This window comes from Pectobacterium aquaticum, assembly GCF_003382565.3.
Taxonomy (GTDB): domain Bacteria; phylum Pseudomonadota; class Gammaproteobacteria; order Enterobacterales; family Enterobacteriaceae; genus Pectobacterium; species Pectobacterium aquaticum.
In genome coordinates, this window is the sequence record NZ_CP086253.1 from 645,065 (window position 1) to 661,992 (window position 16,928).

A 16,928-nucleotide genomic window follows, 5' to 3' on the forward strand; every position below is an offset into this window, starting at 1 on the left:
CAGTAAGATTCCCAAAGGGGCTTACACCGCGGCTCTCGATGTCTCGGTCTTTTGTCTTAAGGTAGCCTGTTAATGCAAACGTTAAATCGTCGTAACTTCCCCGGTCGTCAACACCCCGATCGTGTTATCCAGTTTGGTGAAGGCAACTTCCTACGCGCTTTCGTCGACTGGCAGTTGGATTTGCTGAATGAGCACACCGATCTGGATGTGGGTATTGTCGTGGTTCGCCCGATCGATTCCGATTTCCCGCCCGCGCTGGACACCCAGGATGGGCTGTACACCACTATTATCCGTGGTCTGAACGAGCAGGGTGAAGCGGTGCGTGAACCCCGTCTGATCCGTTCGGTAAACCGTGAAATTAACGTGTACCGTCAGTTCGATGAGTATCTGGCGCTGGCGCACGATCCGAATATCCGCTTCGTGTTCTCCAATACCACTGAAGCGGGTATCAGCTATCACGCCGATGACTGCCTGAACGACGCGCCGCCTGTCAGCTTCCCGGCGAAATTAACCCGTCTGCTGTATGAGCGCTTCTGTCATTTTGACGGCGCAGCGGATAAAGGCTGGGTGCTGCTGCCGTGCGAGCTGATTGATTATAACGGCGTGGCGCTGAAAGAGCTGGTGCTGCGCTATGCCGCACAGTGGAAACTGACGCCAACGTTTACTGCCTGGCTGAACGATCACAATACCTTCTGCTCAACGCTGGTGGACCGTATTGTCACGGGTTATCCGCGTGCCGAAGTGGAAGCGCTAGAGCAGGAGATGGGCTACAAGGATACCTTCTGGGATACGGCGGAACACTTCTACCTGTTCGTGATTCAGGGGCCACAGTGGCTGGCGGAAGAATTGCGTCTGAATAAGCTGGATCTGAATGTTCGTATCGTTGATGACATCAAGCCGTACAAAGAACGTAAAGTGGCGATTCTCAACGGTGCTCATACTGCGCTGGTGCCGGTGGCATTCCTCGCAGGTCTGGATACCGTTGGCGAATCGATGAATGATGCCCTGATTGGCAAATTCGTGGAAAAGACCATTGCCGAAGAAATTGTGCCGGTATTGGATTTGCCGCATGACGAACTGACGTCGTTTGCTCAGGCTGTATTAAGCCGCTTCCGTAACCCGTTCATTCAGCATCAACTGTTATCTATCTCTTTGAATGGAATGACAAAATTCCGCACCCGCATTCTGCCACAACTGCTGACCTACCGTGAGCGTCACGGTGAACTGCCTGCTCGCTTAACGTTTGCGCTGGCTGCCTTGATTGCATTCTATCGCGGCGAGCGCAGCGGTGAAGGCGATGCGTTACAAACCTATCCATTGCAAGACGATGCACACTGGCTGGAACGTTATTCCACGCTGTGGGCAGGCGTAAAAGAAAGCACCATCAGCCTGGCTGAGCTGGTGAATGTCGTACTGCGCGATGCCGATCACTGGGAACAGGATTTAACACAGGTTCCTGGCTTGGCTGCGCAGGTGACTGAACAGTTGCAAACCATCGTTGAGCGCGGCATGCGCGCAGCCGTGGAAGGTTATTGCTAATCAGTAAGAAGGGTTATCCATGCAAAGTATTATAAAAATTCATTCTCTGGACAATGTGGCTGTCGCCCTGCGTGATGTCGAGCAAGGCGAAACGGTGTCGGTGGATAGCCATACGGTGACACTTCAGCAACCTGTCGTGCGCGGACATAAGTTCGCGCTGGAAACCATCGCACCGGGAGAAATGATTACCAAGTATGGCCTGCCGATTGGCCATGCGTTGGTGTCTATTGCTCCCGGAGAACACATCCATTCTCAGAATGCGAAAACCAATCTGAGCGATCTGGATGAATATCAGTATCAGCCTGAGTTCCTCGAACTGCCGCCACAGATGGGCGATCGGGACGTGCAGCTCTATCGTCGCAAAAATGGTGATGTGGGTATCCGTAATGAGCTGTGGATCCTGCCAACCGTTGGCTGCGTGAACGGGATTGCGCGTCAGATTCAGCAGCGTTTCCTGAAAGAAACCAACGATGCGGAAGGGATCGACGGCGTTTACCTGTTCAGCCATACCTTTGGCTGCTCACAGCTCGGTCAGGATCACGAAAACACCCGTACGATGCTGCAAAACATGGTGCGTCACCCGAATGCGGGGGCAGTACTGGTGATCGGTCTGGGCTGTGAGAACAATCAGGTTGACGCCTTCCGTACGACGCTGGGCGATTTTGATTCCGATCGCGTGACGTTCATGGTGTGTCAGCAGCAGGACGATGAAGTTGAAGCCGGTCTGGAACGGCTGCATACGCTGTATGAGGCGATGCGCCATGACAAACGCGAACCGGGTAAGCTGAGCGAGTTGAAGTTTGGTCTGGAATGCGGCGGCTCCGATGGGCTGTCGGGGATTACTGCCAACCCGCTGTTAGGGCGTTTCTCTGACTATCTGATCGCCAACGGCGGCACTACTGTGCTGACCGAGGTGCCAGAGATGTTCGGTGCGGAACGTATTTTGATGAGCCGCTGCCGTGATGAAGCCACGTTTGAGAAAACCGTGCACATGGTGAATGACTTCAAACAGTACTTCATCGCGCACAACCAGCCGATTTACGAGAACCCCTCGCCGGGTAACAAAGCGGGGGGGATCACCACGCTGGAAGAGAAATCTCTGGGCTGTACGCAAAAAGCCGGACAGAGCAAAGTGGTGGACGTACTGAAATATGGTGAGCGCTTACATACCCCAGGGCTCAACTTGCTCAGTGCACCGGGGAATGATGCCGTTGCCACCAGCGCGCTGGCGGGTGCTGGTTGCCATATGGTGCTGTTCAGTACTGGGCGTGGTACGCCTTACGGTGGATTCGTGCCTACCGTAAAACTGGCGACCAACAGCGAGCTGGCGAAGAAGAAACCGCACTGGATTGATTTCGATGCGGGGCGTCTGATCCACGACATGCCGATGGATGAGCTGCTGAGCCAGTTTGTCGAGCTGATTGTCGAGATTGCTGACGGCAAGCCGACGAAGAATGAAGTGAACGACTTCCGCGAATTAGCCATATTTAAGAGCGGTGTGACGTTGTAAATTACATTTATTCCAATTAAAATAAAACGGCGTTTCATTTTTATAATGGCGCCGTTTTTTTTCGCCACAACTTTTTAGAGGCAGGGATCATGACACAGTATTGGATTGCCCAGTCTGTTGGTGTACTGGCATTTCTGGTCGGTATCACCATGTTTTTCAACCGTAACGATCAAAAATTCAAAATACAGCTCTCGGCATACAGCGCCGTCATTGGCCTGCATTTCTTCCTGATGGGGGCAAATGCGGCGGGTGCCAGTGCATTGTTGAACTCGGCACGTACGCTAATCTCACTGAAAACGCACAACATCCTCGTGATGTTTGTCTTTATCTCACTGACGCTGCTCTTTGGTTTGTCGGGCATGAACCATGCGATGGAACTGCTGCCGATAGCGGGCACGGTCGCCAGTACCTGGGCGCTGTTCCGTACGTCTGGGTTGACGACGCGCTGCGTGATGTGGTGCTCAACCGCCTGCTGGGTTGCGCATAATATCTGGCTGGGCTCGATTGGCGGCTCGTTGATCGAAGGCAGTTTCCTGCTGATGAACGGCTTCAACATTATCCGCTTCTGGCGCATGCAGCAGCGCGGCATCGATCCTTTCAGCGTAGAGAATAAAGCGTAATTTCAGGTGTTTCTCGTCATCTCACGCCGTTCGTTTTGACGCGAACGGCGTGAGAGGAAAGGGGATAATTAATCCCTAATCCGTTACAGCAGATTCAAACGTTCTTTTTCCGCCAGCTTGGCGTCTTCCGCCTGGCATACCGCTGCTGTGAAGATCACGTCTGTTGAGGAGTTGAGCGCGGTTTCCGCAGAGTCCTGCAATACGCCGATGATGAAGCCAACCGCAACCACCTGCATGGCGATATCATTGGAGATACCGAACATGCTGCACGCAAGCGGGATCAACAGCAGTGAGCCACCCGCCACACCCGATGCGCCACAGGCACAGATAGATGCCACCACGCTCAGTAATAATGCGGTAGCGATATCCACTTCAATCCCTAGCGTATGAACGGCCGCCAGTGTTAAAACAGTGACCGTAATAGCTGCACCCGCCATATTAATGGTCGCACCCAGCGGAATGGCGACTGAGTAGCTATCTTCATTCAGGTTTAATTTGCGGCACAGTTCCATATTCACCGGAATGTTGGCGGCAGAGCTACGGGTAAAGAAGGCGGTCACGCCGCTTTCACGCAGACAGCGCAGCACCAGCGGATAAGGGTTACTGCGAATCTTCCAGTAGACGATCAGCGGGTTGATCACCAGCGCAACCAGCAACATACCACCGATCAACACCATCAGCAGGTGGGCGTAGCCCCACAGTGCACCGAAGCCGGTTTCCGCCAGCGTTGAGGCGACCAGACCAAAGATCCCCAGCGGTGCGAAGCGGATCACGACACGCACGATAGCTGTTACGGCATGAGATGCATCGCTGATCAGGTTCTTTGTGGAAGCTGACCCATGACGGAAAGCTAACCCCAGACCTACAGCCCACACCAGAATACCGATGTAGTTGGCATTGAGCAGAGCGTGAATCGGGTTAGCGACAACACTCATCAACAGGCCTTTTAATACTTCGACAATCCCTGACGGTGGTGTGATGTCAGTAGCTTGCGCACTCAGTGCTAGCGTAGAGGGAAACGTGATACTCAACACGACGGCAATGAAGGCCGCAGAGAAGGTGCCGATGAGGTAGAGATACAGGATCGGGCGGATATTGGTTTTCTGCCCTTGTTGGTGGTTGGCGATAGATGCCATGACCAGCATCAAAACCAGAATGGGGGCGACGGCTTTCAATGCGCCGACGAACAGCGTTCCCAATAAGCCAGCCGCCAGTGCAGCCTGTGTGGACAGTGAAGCCAGAATAATACCAGCCGCAAGCCCCAGAAGAATTTGTTTAACCAGGCTGCCGTGGGTAATGTACTGCAAAAAACGAGAGTGTTGAGTTGCCATAATTTTGACGGGATAACCGTTCCGCTAAGTGGTTGTTTGTACGGAGTTGGCACCTCTGGCTTGTGCCGGGTGACTTTGTCTTTCCGTAACGATATGTGTTTGCGCGTATCAGTATATGAAAATTTGTTCTTGAGAAAAGCAATGATGTAGTTTTTTATGACGGACGTCCGTGTCCGTCACCCTGCGGGCCGTTGCTGCGCATGTGTAGGAACGGAAACAATGGAATGAGGAAAGCGAACGCCGCACGGGCGAAACCGTGCGGCGAGAGGGGGGAAGCGTTAACGCCCGGCGCGTTTGTTCACCCAGACGTTGATCAGCATAGTGATAATCAAAATATTGGCAACAACGCTCAGAGAAACGGCCACCGGAATATGGAAAATGTCGATGAGCATCATCTTGGTACCGATGAAGATCAGAATGACAGCCAGACCATATTTCAACAGCGAGAAGCGTTCAGCCACGCCAGCCAGCAGGAAGTACATCGCACGCAGGCCCAGAATAGCGAACAGGTTCGATGTCAACACGATAAAGGGATCGGTCGTGACGGCGAAAATAGCTGGGATACTGTCTACGGCGAAAATCACGTCACTGATTTCAACCATAATCAGCACTAGAAACAGCGGCGTGGCATACAGGATGCCATTACGACGGACGAAGAATTTTTCATTCTCGATGCTATCCGTCATGCGCAGACGACTACGCAGCCAGCGCACCAGCGGCTTGTCGCCGATCGCGCCGCCATCTTCTTTCGCCAGCGCCATTTTAAGGCCGGTGAACAGCAGGAACGCGCCGAACACGTAGAGCAGCCACTGGAACTGCGTGACGAGCCAACTGCCGCCAAACACCATCAGCGTTCTGAGAACGATGGCACCCAACACGCCGTAAATCAGCACGCGACGTTGGTATTGCGGGGGAACGGCGAAGTAGCCGAATAGCATCAGCCAGACGAAGACGTTATCGACGGCAAGCGCTTTCTCGATCAAATAGCCGGTCAGAAAGGCCAGCGACTGGGCGTTGGCCACCTCGCGACCCATCGTGCCATCCAGATACCACCAGAAACCGGCGTTGAACAGCAGAGAGAGCGTGACCCAGATGATAGACCAGACGGCAGCCTGTTTGAACGTCATTACCGTCGACCCTTTGCGCCCTTGATAGAGCAGGTCTATGGCCAGCATCACTATAACAATGGCAGCGAAGCTGCCCCATAACCATGGCGTGCCGATGGTGTGCATAGCAAGATCCTTAAATAGAAACAAAAACGGCCAACATCGGAAGGACGCTGGCCGCTTGTTATTAAAGCTGCAGATGCACCTCGCCTTCCGGCAAGGTCTCACTTACAACATTAATGAAGCTGTCTCATCAAGGTTGCCCGGTAACCGGATGCGTAAAGCATCGTAATGACGATTGACCGGCGGAAAAGTTACTCCCCTTTGCCTGTCAGAAGATAGGTGAAAAGATGATCTTGGTCAAATAATTATCGCTGCCTTACTCCGCATTTCTCGGCGTCGCGGCATCGGCAGGAAATACGACACCCGTTTGGCGGCGAATTTCCGTCAGCAGCCCCGCAACGGTACGCGAACGTGCCAGTTCCGCATGGTTAATGTCGTTATCGTTGACCAGCGTGGCAAAGGCCTCGGCTTCGTACAGCATACTGTTGATATGCTGCGGCTGGCTGAGATCAACCTGCTTGCCTCCACGCGGGATGAATTTCACGTTATGGCATTCGGACACTTTTTCAATCACCAGCGACCCGTCTTCCCCCTGAATTTCACTGGGGACAGCGGAGTGGCTGACTTTGGAGTGGACGATGGTCACATCGAAATCGCCGTAATGCAGGACGACGCTGCCATGTGCGTCTACGCCGCTTTCCAGCAGCGTCGCGCTGGCCTGCGTGGTACACGGTTCCCCCCACAGCGCCACGGCGAAGGCCAGACAGTAGTAGCCGATATCCATGATGGAACCGTTGGAAAACGCCGGATTGAACGTGTTGGGGTTCTCGCCGGCCAAATAGCGCGGGTAGCGTGAGGAATACTGACAGTAATTCAGCACCACTTTACGCAGTCTGCCGACTTTCGGCAGCGATTGCTGGATCACGCTAAAATTGGGCAGACTGGCGGTTTTGAACGCCTCAAATAGCACGACCTGATTTTCTCTGGCACAGGCGATCATTTGTTCGGCTTCATAGTGGTTAGAAGCCAGCGGTTTTTCGCAGATGACATGTTTGCCGTGGCTCAGGAAGAGCAAAGCCTGCTCGCAATGCAGGGAATTCGGGCTGGCCAGATACACGGCGTCGATAAGATCGGATTTCGCTATGGTTTCCAGTGAATCAAACAGCGTATCCACCATGTAATCGGCTTGAAACGGCTGCGCTTTTTCTGCCGTACGTGAATAGATGGCGGTGAGCTTCAGTTTGCCGGTTTCGTGGGCGGCATCAACAAACTGGCGGGTGATCCAACTGGTTCCGACAATGGCGAAGCGAATCATAAGCGTTTGGTATCCTGAAGGCATTTGTGATGGCTATGCAGATTATCACGGTGAAATGACAAGGCAACGTCAATCATTTCCCGTTCTGGCAGAGAAAAGCATTTACTGATGGGCTATTTTAAGGGATAAACAGCGCAAATTTTATGATGCAGGAGAGGCTAATGAGCCAACTCGAATTGGAAACGTGCAACCTGACGTTGGTGCGTTACCCTCAGGTCGCTGAAAACTCGGCGCTACAGGCGTGGGATGCCGCAGATGAATATCTGCTGCGTGAACTGGCTACCATGGAAATCGCGCCGGGCCCGCGCCTGATTTTCAATGATACGTTTGGTGCGCTGGCCTGCGGTTTACAGGCGCAATCGCCCGTCAGTATCAGCGACTCTTACCTGAGCCAACTGGCGACGCGACATAATCTGGAGTTGAACGGTTATGATGCTGGTGCGGTAACGCTGTTGGATAGCATGGAGGCGTTACCCGCTGCGCCCGCGCTGGTGGTGATAAAAATCCCCAAAACGATCGCGCTGTTGGAACACCAGTTGAGAATGTTGCGTAAGGTCGTTACGCCGCAAACGCGCATCATCGCCGGGGCGAAGGCTCGGGATATTCATACCTCTACACTGCAACTGTTTGAACGCGTGATGGGGCCGACGAAAACCTCGCTGGCCTGGAAAAAGGCGCGTCTGGTTCACTGTGAGTGGGCGGAACTAAAAGTCAGTGAGCAGTCACTTACTACTGAGTGGGAGCTGGATGGTTACGGCTATCGCATTCAAAACCATGCCAACGTGTATTCGCGTAATGGGTTGGATATCGGCGCACGTTTCTTTATGCAGCATTTGCCGGAACAGATAGACGGTAAGATCATCGATCTCGGCTGTGGCAACGGCGTTATTGGGCTGGCGGCACTGGAAGCCAACCCAGAGGCTACCGTCGGCTTCTTTGATGAATCCTACATGGCGGTGGCATCAAGCCAGATCAACGTTGAAGTCAACCGCCCGCAGGATATCGAGCGCTGTAGCTTCGTGGTGAACCACGGATTGGCTCGCGTTAAGCGTGATACGTTGCAGGCCGTATTGTGTAATCCGCCATTCCATCAGCAGCAGGCCGTGACGGACGAAATCGCCTGGCAGATGTTTATGGATGCCCGTCGCTGCCTTCAGGTCGGCGGAGAACTGCGCATCGTGGGGAATCGCCATCTGGATTATTTCCATAAGCTGAAGCGTCTATTCGGTAACTGTGAAACCCTTGCCAGTAACACGAAGTTCGCGGTACTGCGCGCGGTGAAAACGGGGTCGTCCCGCTAAGCTTGCCTAAACTACAGCGTTAACGCCAGCCGGGTAGCCTGATCGATCGCCCGGCGAGCGTCCAGCTCCTGCGCCACATCGGCACCGCCAATCAGATGAACGTGACATCCAGCAGCCAGTAAAGGGTCATACAGCTTACGGTTGGGTTCCTGACCGGCACAGATAATGATGTTATCCACTGGCAAACAGCGTCGTTGCTGGTCGTGGATGATGTGCAGTCCCTCATCATCAATATGGTGATATTCCACGCCGCCCAGCAGCGTGACGCCGTGGCGCAGCAGCGTGGTGCGGTGTATCCAACCTGTCGTTTTCCCCAGATTTTCACCGGGTTTGCCGGTTTTCCGCTGTAATAACGTAATGTCCCGCTGATGGGGAAGCTCGTTAGGTTGATGAGGCAGCAGGCCGCCCCGGTGCTGTAGTTGTTTATCGATTCCCCATTCCGTATAAAAGTCGCCATGCTCAGCCTGAGAAGACTGGGGATTAAGGCGATTATTCTTGTTCAAAAGATCATTCTTGCTCAAAAGATAGTGCGCGGTATCAAAACCGATACCGCCTGCGCCGATAATGGCTACCCGCTTGCCGACAGGCTTTTTGTCACGCAGCACGTCCAGATAGCTCAGCACGCTAGGGTGATCGATGCCTGCAATTGCGGGGGTACGCGGCACGATGCCACAGGCCAGAATCACATCATCAAAACCGAGTAAATCGGCGGCGGTTGCCTGCATGCTCAGGCGAAGCGTGACGCCGAGCAATTCTAGCTGCCGACGGTAGTAGCGCAGCGTTTCATAAAATTCCGTTTTGCCGGGTATCTGTTTGGCAATATTGAATTGCCCGCCGATATAGGAAGACGATTCAAACAGCGTGACCTGATGGCCGCGTGCGGCGGCGTTGACGGCAAAAGCCATGCCGGCAGGCCCCGCGCCGACCACCGCAAAGCGTTTACCGACTCTGGCGGGTTGGATAGGCAGTTCGGTTTCGTGGCAGGCGCGCGGGTTGACCAGACAGGACGTGATCTTGCCAGCGAAAATCTGATCGAGGCAGGCCTGATTGCAGCCGATGCAGGTATTGATTTCATCGGCACGCCCCGACTGCGCCTTTTCCACCAGTTCCGCATCGGCGAGAAAAGGGCGGGCCATCGACACCATGTCGGCACAGCCTTCAGCCAACAGTTGTTCGGCCACGCCGGGATCGTTGATGCGGTTGGTGGTAATCAGCGGGATGCGGACTTTCCCCATCAGCTTCTTCGTCACCCAGCCAAAGGCTCCGCGCGGCACCAGCGTGGCGATAGTCGGAATGCGCGCTTCATGCCAGCCGATACCCGTATTGATGAGCGTCGCACCTGCCTGTTCAATCGCCTGCGCCAGTTGCACAATTTCTTGCCAGCTTGAGCCTTCTTCTATCAGGTCGAGCATGGATAAACGATAAATCAGAATGAAGTTCGGCCCTGTTCGCTCCCGCACGGCGCGAACGATCTCAAGCGCGAAGCGGCTACGGCGCTGGAAATCGCCGCCCCATTCGTCATCGCGATGGTTGGTGTGCGTTACCAGAAACTGATTGATCAGGTAACCTTCCGACCCCATGATTTCCACGCCATCGTAACCGGCCTGCTGCGCCAGCGCGGCGCAACGGGCAAAGTCATTGATGGTTTGCACAATATCCTGCGTACTCATTTCTCGTGGCGCAAAGCGGTTAATCGGTGCCTGAATAGCCGATGGCGCAACCGGATCAGGCTGATAGCTGTAGCGTCCGGCGTGGAGAATTTGCAGCGCGATTTTCCCGCCTGCATCGTGTACCGCCTGCGTCAGTACCTGATGATGCGCCAGCTGCGCCTCGTCATGCAGGGTTGCGCCGCCTTTGGCAACGGCACCTTTAGCGTTTGGCGCAATGCCGCCTGTGACAATCAGGCCTACACCGCCCTGCGCCCGCTCACGGTAAAATGCCGCCAGCCTTTCGGTGCCGTCTGGGTGTTCTTCCAGACCAGTATGCATGGATCCCATTACCACGCGGTTTTTTAACGTCGTAAAACCAAGATCGAGTGGGGAAAGCAGCGTGGGGTAGGCCGTCATTACACTCTCCGGTGAAGTTAACTGGTCTGATGAGTAAATGTGTTCAATCTAGCGGTAATTGGGGCGATTGTGAAATTGATGTTTATTTATTGTGATTGATGTCATTGCGAATCTTGGGGGAAAGCGCGTGCAGACAAGGGATCGTATGCTGGAGTGTTTGTTGTCGGGGGCATGTCACATTATAATCCGCGAGTTTACTAGGCAAAGGTATCGTTATGCGGGTGGAAGAGGTGGAATATCGACTGGATAGCGCGCTTCGGGCGTTAGAGCAAAGCGTTCAGCGTCAGCAGCAGACGTGGCGGCAGGAACATCAGTCCCTCCAGCAGCAGTTGCTTCAGGCGAAAGCGCGTGACGTTTACCTTTGTGCGCAGATTGAACGGCTCTCTGCACAGCTGAGCGCGATGGATAGCTCGCCGGAGCGTAATCCGCTGATTCAGAAAATGAAGGCCGTTCATGCCCATCTTGATGTATTGGCACAAGAAGCCAGCGCCTTTAGGCGTTCACTGCGGTAACACGCTAACGCAATCCTTCCGCTTCCTTACACAATTCCTCCTCATTCTCCATAATTGCCGCAAATGTGGAGCCGACACTTGCAGAGATTTACCCTTACTCTAATTAACTGAAGGTGTCGGGCCTATACTTTCTCTCGTAGCACGGCACTCGCCGTCGACAAGTCAATTCAGAGAGAGGAATAGAATATGCGTAAACTCACTGCAATGCTGGTTGCTTCTTCTTTTGCATTGGGCGCGGCAGGTATCGCGCAGGCTAATGACGCACCGAAAGGTCCTGGCCCGGAACACAAGATGATGATGAAAGAGGGTCGGGAGCATCGTGGCATGATGGGGCCGGATGCGATGTTTAAGGAGCTGAATTTGACGGAAGCGCAGAAGCAGCAAATTAAAGACATCATGAAAGATTCCCGCGAGAAAATGCACAAAGCGATGCAGGATGACCGCCGCGATATGCATAGCCTGGTCGCCTCCGATACGTTTGATGCCGCAAAAGCCCAGGCACAGTTGGATAAAGCCGACGCCGCGCACAAGGCCAGAATGCTTAACGGACTGGAAACCAAAAACAAAATTTACAACGTTCTGACGCCAGAACAGAAGAAGCAGTACAACGACAACTTTGAAAAGCGACTGACTCAACCGCAAAAACCTGACGGCAAGCCTGTGCCTGCGGAATAACACGTTATTTCATGAATCGGCGCGATAGCTAAAATACCCAAGTCAGTAGACCACCGGATTGACGTATTACCTCACGGGTAATGCTTCGGTCCGGTGGTTTTTTTATTTATTTTCCCGCGGCCATCGCACTGTGAGTAGGGAAATGATACCTACGGCCATGCCTGCGGTGATGAACTGATCGCCAGCTTTGCCCGTATGCTGAGCACCACTATTCGGCCGAGCGACATTCTTTGCCGCTGGGGGGGTGAAGAGTTTGTCATTGCGGCTTATGACCTGACGGCTGAGCAATCTGAGGCGATGGCCGAAGCACTGCGGCATCTTACGGAATCCACGGCGCTTACACTGTCCGATGGGCGGGAAATCCATTTTACGACCAGTATTGGTGTTGCCGTGTTTGCCCAGTATGAGGGCGGTAATATTTACGATCTGATCGGGCTGGCGGACGAGCAGCTGTATAAAGCGAAGGCGCAGGGGCGTAATCGTGTCTGCATGCGTCTGGTCGAGGAGGCTTGAATATTCCCTTGACCTTCCCCTTACTGGAACGTCTACCCTCAAAACGTACTGTGACTGATTGAGGGGTTGTGATGAAGAAAGTCCATTTGTTATTAACGGCAGCGTTGCTGGTTCCGTTTCTCTCGTTTGCGGCAGACAGCGCGCATAGCAGCCATGGTTCTGCAAACGACGCGTCGTCCTCCCAGCAGGCGTATAAGAAAGGGATGGATGCAATGCATAGCGAGATGATGGAAGGGATGCAGTCCAGCGACCCTGATATTGCCTTCGCCAAAGGGATGATTGCCCACCACCGTGGCGCGATTGATATGGCGAAGACGGAGTTGCAATACGGCAAAGATCCGGAATTGCGCAAGCTGGCTGAAGAGATTATTAGAGCGCAACAGCCAGAGATCGACCAAATGGAAGCCTGGCTGAAGAAGCAGGGCAAATAGTCCATTTTCCGATGGCGCTTCTTCTGAGAGGCGTCATTTTGCTTTTATCACGCCGTGAATTGGGCGGCTTTGCCTGATTGGTAAAAATTTAGTGACTGTTTTCACAGAATAAAACGTGGAGATAGCTTTCTCCGCGTTAACTTGTTAGAAAACAGGAAAGGACGTCACCAGAATCTTCTGGGCGAGACCTGGATAAAGCAGCGTATAGCACGCTGCTTTATCCAGGTTTTTTTTTGCTTATTTTCCAGCTGGCCAGCGGACAACAAGCGGGATGACGTGTATCAGGCAGTTGCAGCCATTGACGAAACGGGAAGTCATTATGAATAGCAAAGTGCTCGCTGAAAATATTCTGGAGTTAGTCGGAGGAGAAACCAACGTTTCAACTCTGGTGCATTGTGCAACACGCTTGCGCTTTAAGATTGTGGATCACGGTAAAGTGGATGTGGCTGCGCTTGAGGCGCTGGATGGCGTCATTACGGTCATCAATGCTTCAGGACAATTGCAGGTGGTGATCGGGAACCGAGTGCCGGAGGTGTACCGCGCTTTTGGTTCGATCTCCAGGCTGCTGGAGGACGGTGACGGGAAACGCCAGACGGCGGAAAGTGAGGCATCAACGTCTGCGATGGGACGGCTGATCGATCTGGTTGCTGGGATCTTTACCCCATTGCTGGGGGCGATGGCGGCAGCGGGGGTGCTGAAAGGCGCATTGTCTATTGTGATTGCGCTCGGGTGGCTGAATACCAAAGAAAGTACCTATGTCATCCTGCACGCGGCGTCTGACAGCCTGTTCTACTTCCTGCCGATGCTGTTGGCGATTACCGCCGCGCGTAAATTCGAAACCAACATTTTTGTGGCCGTGTCGGTTGCTGGCGCACTGGTTTACCCCACGATTCAGGGGTTGTTCGACGCCGGTCAACCCGTGACGTTTTTCGGTCTGCCCGTTGTAATGATGAAATACACCTCCTCGGTGATCCCGATTATCTTCAGCGTGTGGCTGATGTCATATATCGAGCGTTTCCTGAATCGCCATATTCACGAAAGCGTGCGCAATATCCTGACGCCGTTCTTCCTGCTGGTGCTGATGGTGCCACTCACGCTGATGACCATCGGGCCGATTGGCATTTCAGCCAGTAAGCTCATTGCGTCGGTGTTCGTCAGTATCTATGAGTTCAATCCTATTCTTGCCGGGGCGTTGATGGCGGCGTCATGGCAGATCTTGGTGATCTTTGGCGTTCACTGGGGATTTGTGACCGTGTTCATCAACGATCTCTCCGTCATGGGGCACAGCTACCTTAAAGCCGCCTCCAGCCCGTCGGTCTTTGCCCAGTCCGGTGCACTGCTAGGCGTCATGGTGCGTACCAAAGATAAAAAGCTCAAAGCGCTGGCGGGTAGTACGTTTATCGCGTCTCTGTTTGGCATCACGGAACCCGGTGTTTATGGCGTGACGCTGAAGCTGAAAAAACCGTTTATCTGCGCGGTGATCGCCGCTGCAGTCGGGGGCGCTATCGTCGGCTATGCGAAAAGCTCTGCGGTCTCTATGGGGATGCCCGGCTTGCTGACGCTGCCGATTTTCTACGGCGAAGGTTTTGTTGGATTCCTTATTGGTTGCGCTATCGCCTTCGCGGTGAGTTTTGTACTGACCATCATTGTTGGTTTTGACGAGCCCGTACCGCCTGCTGAAAAAGCGCCAGTGCCAACGCACTCTCCAGCAGCGACACCTGCTGCGCCTGTATCACGTCAGAACGCGAATGCTGTGTCTCTGGCGCTGAAAGACGCACCTGAAACGGCTGAACAGCTGGGATCGCCAGCAAAAGGTGAACTGATTTCGCTGGAAGAGGTAAATGACAAGGTGTTCTCTTCTGGCGTCGTCGGGCAGGGCGTCGCCATTCTGCCGCAGGAAGGGCGCATCTATTCGCCGGTGGACGGCGTGATTGCCAGCACGTTCGCCAGCGGCCATGCCGTCGGTATTCTTTCGCAGGGCGGTGCGGAGATCCTGATCCATGTCGGCATCAATACGGTACAACTGGAAGGCCAGCATTATCAGATGCACGTTGCAGAAGGCGACAAGGTGCAAAAAGGCCAACTGCTGCTGGAGTTTGATTTGGAAGAAATCCAGAAGGCGGGCTACGATACCGTGACGCCAATGGTGGTGACGAATGCGGATGAGTACCACCTATTCAGCCCAGGATCCGCTCGTCAGTTGGTGGTGGGAGAGACGGTGATCGCGCTGGCGTAGGGTTTTAGCCTCTTAATAAATCAGACGGCGATGTGTGAATATGCCGTCTGATTTTCTCTATCATCTTATGTTCTATAGCGTTACAGCGATTTGCCGTTGCTGTTAATCACGTTTTGATACCAGTAGAAGCTGTCTTTGCGCCGACGCTCCAGCGTGCCTTTGCCTTCATCATCGCGATCGACATGAATAAAGCCGTAGCGTTTTGACATCTGTGCCGTACCCGCACTGACCAGATCGATCGGCCCCCAACTGGTGTAGCCCAGCAGCTCAACGCCATCGTCAATGGCTTCACGTACCTGAACCAGATGGCGACGCAGGTAATCAATGCGGTAGCTGTCGTGAATGCTGCCATCGTCTTCCACCACGTCGCGTGCACCCAGCCCATTTTCCACGATGAACAGCGGCTTCTGATAGCGGTCATACAGCTCATTTAGCAGGAAGCGCAGGCCTTCGGGATCGATCTGCCAGCCCCATTCGGACGCTTCAAGGTGCGGGTTAGGAATCAGGCGGATGATATTGCCGCGTGAAGATTGATATTTTTCCGGCTCGAAAGTTGCACAGCCGCTCATGTAATAGCTGAAGGAGACAAAGTCCACGGTGTGGCTCAGGTCGTCTTTATCCTGTGCGGTAATGGTTAGCTCGACGCCATTTTCTCGGAAATAGCGCTGAATCCAGGCCGGATAGGTACCGCGAACCTGCACGTCACCAAAGAACAGCCATTCCCGATTCTTGCTCTGCGCTTCCAGCACATCTTTCGGATGGCAAGTCATGGGGTAGCGTACCGCGCCCAATAGCATGTTGCCGATTTTGGCGTCTGGGATAATGTCGTGGCAGGCTTTTACCGCGCGTGCGCTGGCAACCAACTGGTGGTGGATAGCCTGATAAATATCCTGTTTTGAAGGTTCACCGTCTAGCCCGATACCCGTAAAGGGTGAATGCAGCGCCATGTTGATTTCATTGAAGGTCAGCCAGTACTTCACCTTGTCTTTATAACGGCTGAAAACGGTACGGGCATACTTCTCAAAATGGTCGATGACGGCACGGTTGCCCCAACCTCCCAGTTTTTTTACCAGCCCGTAAGGCATTTCATAGTGTGACAGCGTAATCAGTGGCTGAATCTGATGCTTTGCCATTTCATCGAACAGACTATCGTAGAAGGCCAAACCCGCTTCGCAGGACTCGGCTTCATCGCCTTCGGGGTAAATACGCGTCCAGGCAATCGAGGTGCGCAACACCTTAAAACCCATTTCGGCAAACAGCTGAATATCCTGCGGATATTGATGATAAAAATCGATGGCCCGATCTTTGATGCAGCTAATGCTCTCATCGCGTTCCGTCACCGGACCGTGCACGCCCTGTAGCTGAAGATCGGAGGTCGACACACCTTTACCGTCCTCATTCCATGCCCCTTCAACCTGGTTTGCTGCAACTGAACCGCCCCATAAAAATCCGTCGGGGAATGCTTTCATGGTATTTCTCCTTATCGTTTTCTACATCATTACGCTGCGCGGTGGCTTCGCACTGGGAACCGCCGGATGACAGGCAAAAAAAAACTTGGGCAGAAGAGAGTAGTGCTACTCACCTCTGCCCAAGTCTCGCCCGCCATTGGCGGTAACGTCTTGTCAGAACACTATACAATCCTGAATCTCTGCGGCAATGCCCCCGTCTGGTTATGTGACGCGAGTCACGGCATCTTTGCGAGCATGATTC

At 53.5% G+C, this 16,928-nt stretch carries 14 protein-coding genes; 9 read left to right on the forward strand and 5 right to left on the reverse strand.

Annotated elements, in window-relative coordinates; genetic code table 11:
- Positions 1-72 precede the first annotated feature (72 nt).
- The 3 genes from DMB82_RS03030 to DMB82_RS03040 all read left to right on the forward strand — a co-directional run bounded on the left by DMB82_RS03030 (position 73) and on the right by DMB82_RS03040 (position 3,669).
- Positions 73-1,539, forward strand: a complete 1,467-nt coding sequence (locus tag DMB82_RS03030; protein WP_116164893.1) for a tagaturonate reductase — start codon at positions 73-75, stop codon at positions 1,537-1,539.
- 19 nt (positions 1,540-1,558) lie between these two features.
- Entirely contained in the window at positions 1,559-3,049 is a 1,491-nt protein-coding gene (locus DMB82_RS03035) for a UxaA family hydrolase (protein ID WP_039279336.1), read from the forward strand.
- An 89-nt stretch (positions 3,050-3,138) separates the two neighbouring features.
- Positions 3,139-3,669 (forward strand): YgjV family protein, encoded by a 531-nt coding sequence (locus DMB82_RS03040; protein ID WP_102117251.1) that lies wholly within the window; start codon positions 3,139-3,141, stop codon positions 3,667-3,669.
- 83 nt (positions 3,670-3,752) lie between these two features.
- Here DMB82_RS03040 and sstT read toward each other — a convergent pair whose 3' ends face one another.
- The 3 genes from sstT to DMB82_RS03055 all read right to left on the reverse strand — a co-directional run bounded on the left by sstT (position 3,753) and on the right by DMB82_RS03055 (position 7,484).
- Positions 3,753-5,000: a serine/threonine transporter SstT gene (sstT, locus tag DMB82_RS03045; protein ID WP_102117252.1), complete on the reverse strand. Its 1,248-nt coding sequence runs from the start codon at positions 4,998-5,000 to the stop codon at positions 3,753-3,755.
- 278 nt (positions 5,001-5,278) lie between these two features.
- A complete protein-coding gene (locus DMB82_RS03050; protein WP_116164891.1) occupies positions 5,279-6,232 on the reverse strand; it encodes a TerC family protein in 954 nt (317 codons plus the stop codon).
- A gap of 253 nt (positions 6,233-6,485) precedes the next feature.
- Complete coding sequence (locus tag DMB82_RS03055) at positions 6,486-7,484, reverse strand: Gfo/Idh/MocA family protein (RefSeq protein WP_116164889.1); 999 nt, start codon at positions 7,482-7,484, stop codon at positions 6,486-6,488.
- Between the two features lie 161 nt (positions 7,485-7,645).
- Between DMB82_RS03055 and rlmG the strand changes: the two genes are divergently transcribed.
- A complete protein-coding gene (gene rlmG, locus DMB82_RS03060) occupies positions 7,646-8,785 on the forward strand; it encodes a 23S rRNA (guanine(1835)-N(2))-methyltransferase RlmG (protein WP_102117254.1) in 1,140 nt (379 codons plus the stop codon).
- Between the two features lie 11 nt (positions 8,786-8,796).
- Here rlmG and DMB82_RS03065 read toward each other — a convergent pair whose 3' ends face one another.
- Positions 8,797-10,851 (reverse strand): NADPH-dependent 2,4-dienoyl-CoA reductase, encoded by a 2,055-nt coding sequence (locus DMB82_RS03065; protein WP_116164887.1) that lies wholly within the window; start codon positions 10,849-10,851, stop codon positions 8,797-8,799.
- 215 nt (positions 10,852-11,066) lie between these two features.
- On the opposite strand from DMB82_RS03065, the gene DMB82_RS03070 reads away from it, so the two are divergent.
- From DMB82_RS03070 to DMB82_RS03090, 5 genes are all read left to right on the forward strand, one after another.
- The gene (locus DMB82_RS03070; protein ID WP_102117256.1) at positions 11,067-11,363 is read left to right on the forward strand and encodes a hypothetical protein; all 297 of its coding nucleotides are present in this window, start codon (positions 11,067-11,069) and stop codon (positions 11,361-11,363) included.
- Positions 11,364-11,549: 186 nt separating this feature from the next.
- A complete protein-coding gene (gene spy, locus DMB82_RS03075; protein WP_116164885.1) occupies positions 11,550-12,038 on the forward strand; it encodes an ATP-independent periplasmic protein-refolding chaperone Spy in 489 nt (162 codons plus the stop codon).
- A 195-nt stretch (positions 12,039-12,233) separates the two neighbouring features.
- A complete protein-coding gene (locus tag DMB82_RS03080; protein WP_267132204.1) occupies positions 12,234-12,551 on the forward strand; it encodes a GGDEF domain-containing protein in 318 nt (105 codons plus the stop codon).
- 71 nt (positions 12,552-12,622) lie between these two features.
- The gene (gene copM / locus DMB82_RS03085) at positions 12,623-12,982 is read left to right on the forward strand and encodes a CopM family metallochaperone (RefSeq protein ID WP_102117258.1); all 360 of its coding nucleotides are present in this window, start codon (positions 12,623-12,625) and stop codon (positions 12,980-12,982) included.
- Positions 12,983-13,301: 319 nt separating this feature from the next.
- Complete coding sequence (locus DMB82_RS03090) at positions 13,302-15,218, forward strand: beta-glucoside-specific PTS transporter subunit IIABC (RefSeq protein WP_116164883.1); 1,917 nt, start codon at positions 13,302-13,304, stop codon at positions 15,216-15,218.
- A gap of 80 nt (positions 15,219-15,298) precedes the next feature.
- On the opposite strand, the gene DMB82_RS03095 is transcribed toward DMB82_RS03090, so the two are convergent.
- Positions 15,299-16,687 (reverse strand): glycoside hydrolase family 1 protein, encoded by a 1,389-nt coding sequence (locus tag DMB82_RS03095; protein WP_116164881.1) that lies wholly within the window; start codon positions 16,685-16,687, stop codon positions 15,299-15,301.
- Positions 16,688-16,928: the final 241 nt, after the last annotated feature.

Excerpts from the sequence above, each read along its gene's own strand:
- DMB82_RS03030 (WP_116164893.1), top strand. The coding sequence starts at position 73 with ATGCAAACGTTAAATCGTCGTAACTTCCCCGGTCGTCAACACCCCGAT.
- DMB82_RS03035 (WP_039279336.1), top strand. The coding sequence starts at position 1,559 with ATGCAAAGTATTATAAAAATTCATTCTCTGGACAATGTGGCTGTCGCC.
- DMB82_RS03040 (WP_102117251.1), top strand. The coding sequence starts at position 3,139 with ATGACACAGTATTGGATTGCCCAGTCTGTTGGTGTACTGGCATTTCTG.
- sstT (WP_102117252.1), bottom strand. The coding sequence starts at position 5,000 with ATGGCAACTCAACACTCTCGTTTTTTGCAGTACATTACCCACGGCAGC.
- DMB82_RS03050 (WP_116164891.1), bottom strand. The coding sequence starts at position 6,232 with ATGCACACCATCGGCACGCCATGGTTATGGGGCAGCTTCGCTGCCATT.
- DMB82_RS03055 (WP_116164889.1), bottom strand. The coding sequence starts at position 7,484 with ATGATTCGCTTCGCCATTGTCGGAACCAGTTGGATCACCCGCCAGTTT.
- rlmG (WP_102117254.1), top strand. The coding sequence starts at position 7,646 with ATGAGCCAACTCGAATTGGAAACGTGCAACCTGACGTTGGTGCGTTAC.
- DMB82_RS03065 (WP_116164887.1), bottom strand. The coding sequence starts at position 10,851 with ATGACGGCCTACCCCACGCTGCTTTCCCCACTCGATCTTGGTTTTACG.
- DMB82_RS03070 (WP_102117256.1), top strand. The coding sequence starts at position 11,067 with ATGCGGGTGGAAGAGGTGGAATATCGACTGGATAGCGCGCTTCGGGCG.
- spy (WP_116164885.1), top strand. The coding sequence starts at position 11,550 with ATGCGTAAACTCACTGCAATGCTGGTTGCTTCTTCTTTTGCATTGGGC.
- DMB82_RS03080 (WP_267132204.1), top strand. The coding sequence starts at position 12,234 with ATGCTGAGCACCACTATTCGGCCGAGCGACATTCTTTGCCGCTGGGGG.
- copM (WP_102117258.1), top strand. The coding sequence starts at position 12,623 with ATGAAGAAAGTCCATTTGTTATTAACGGCAGCGTTGCTGGTTCCGTTT.
- DMB82_RS03090 (WP_116164883.1), top strand. The coding sequence starts at position 13,302 with ATGAATAGCAAAGTGCTCGCTGAAAATATTCTGGAGTTAGTCGGAGGA.
- DMB82_RS03095 (WP_116164881.1), bottom strand. The coding sequence starts at position 16,687 with ATGAAAGCATTCCCCGACGGATTTTTATGGGGCGGTTCAGTTGCAGCA.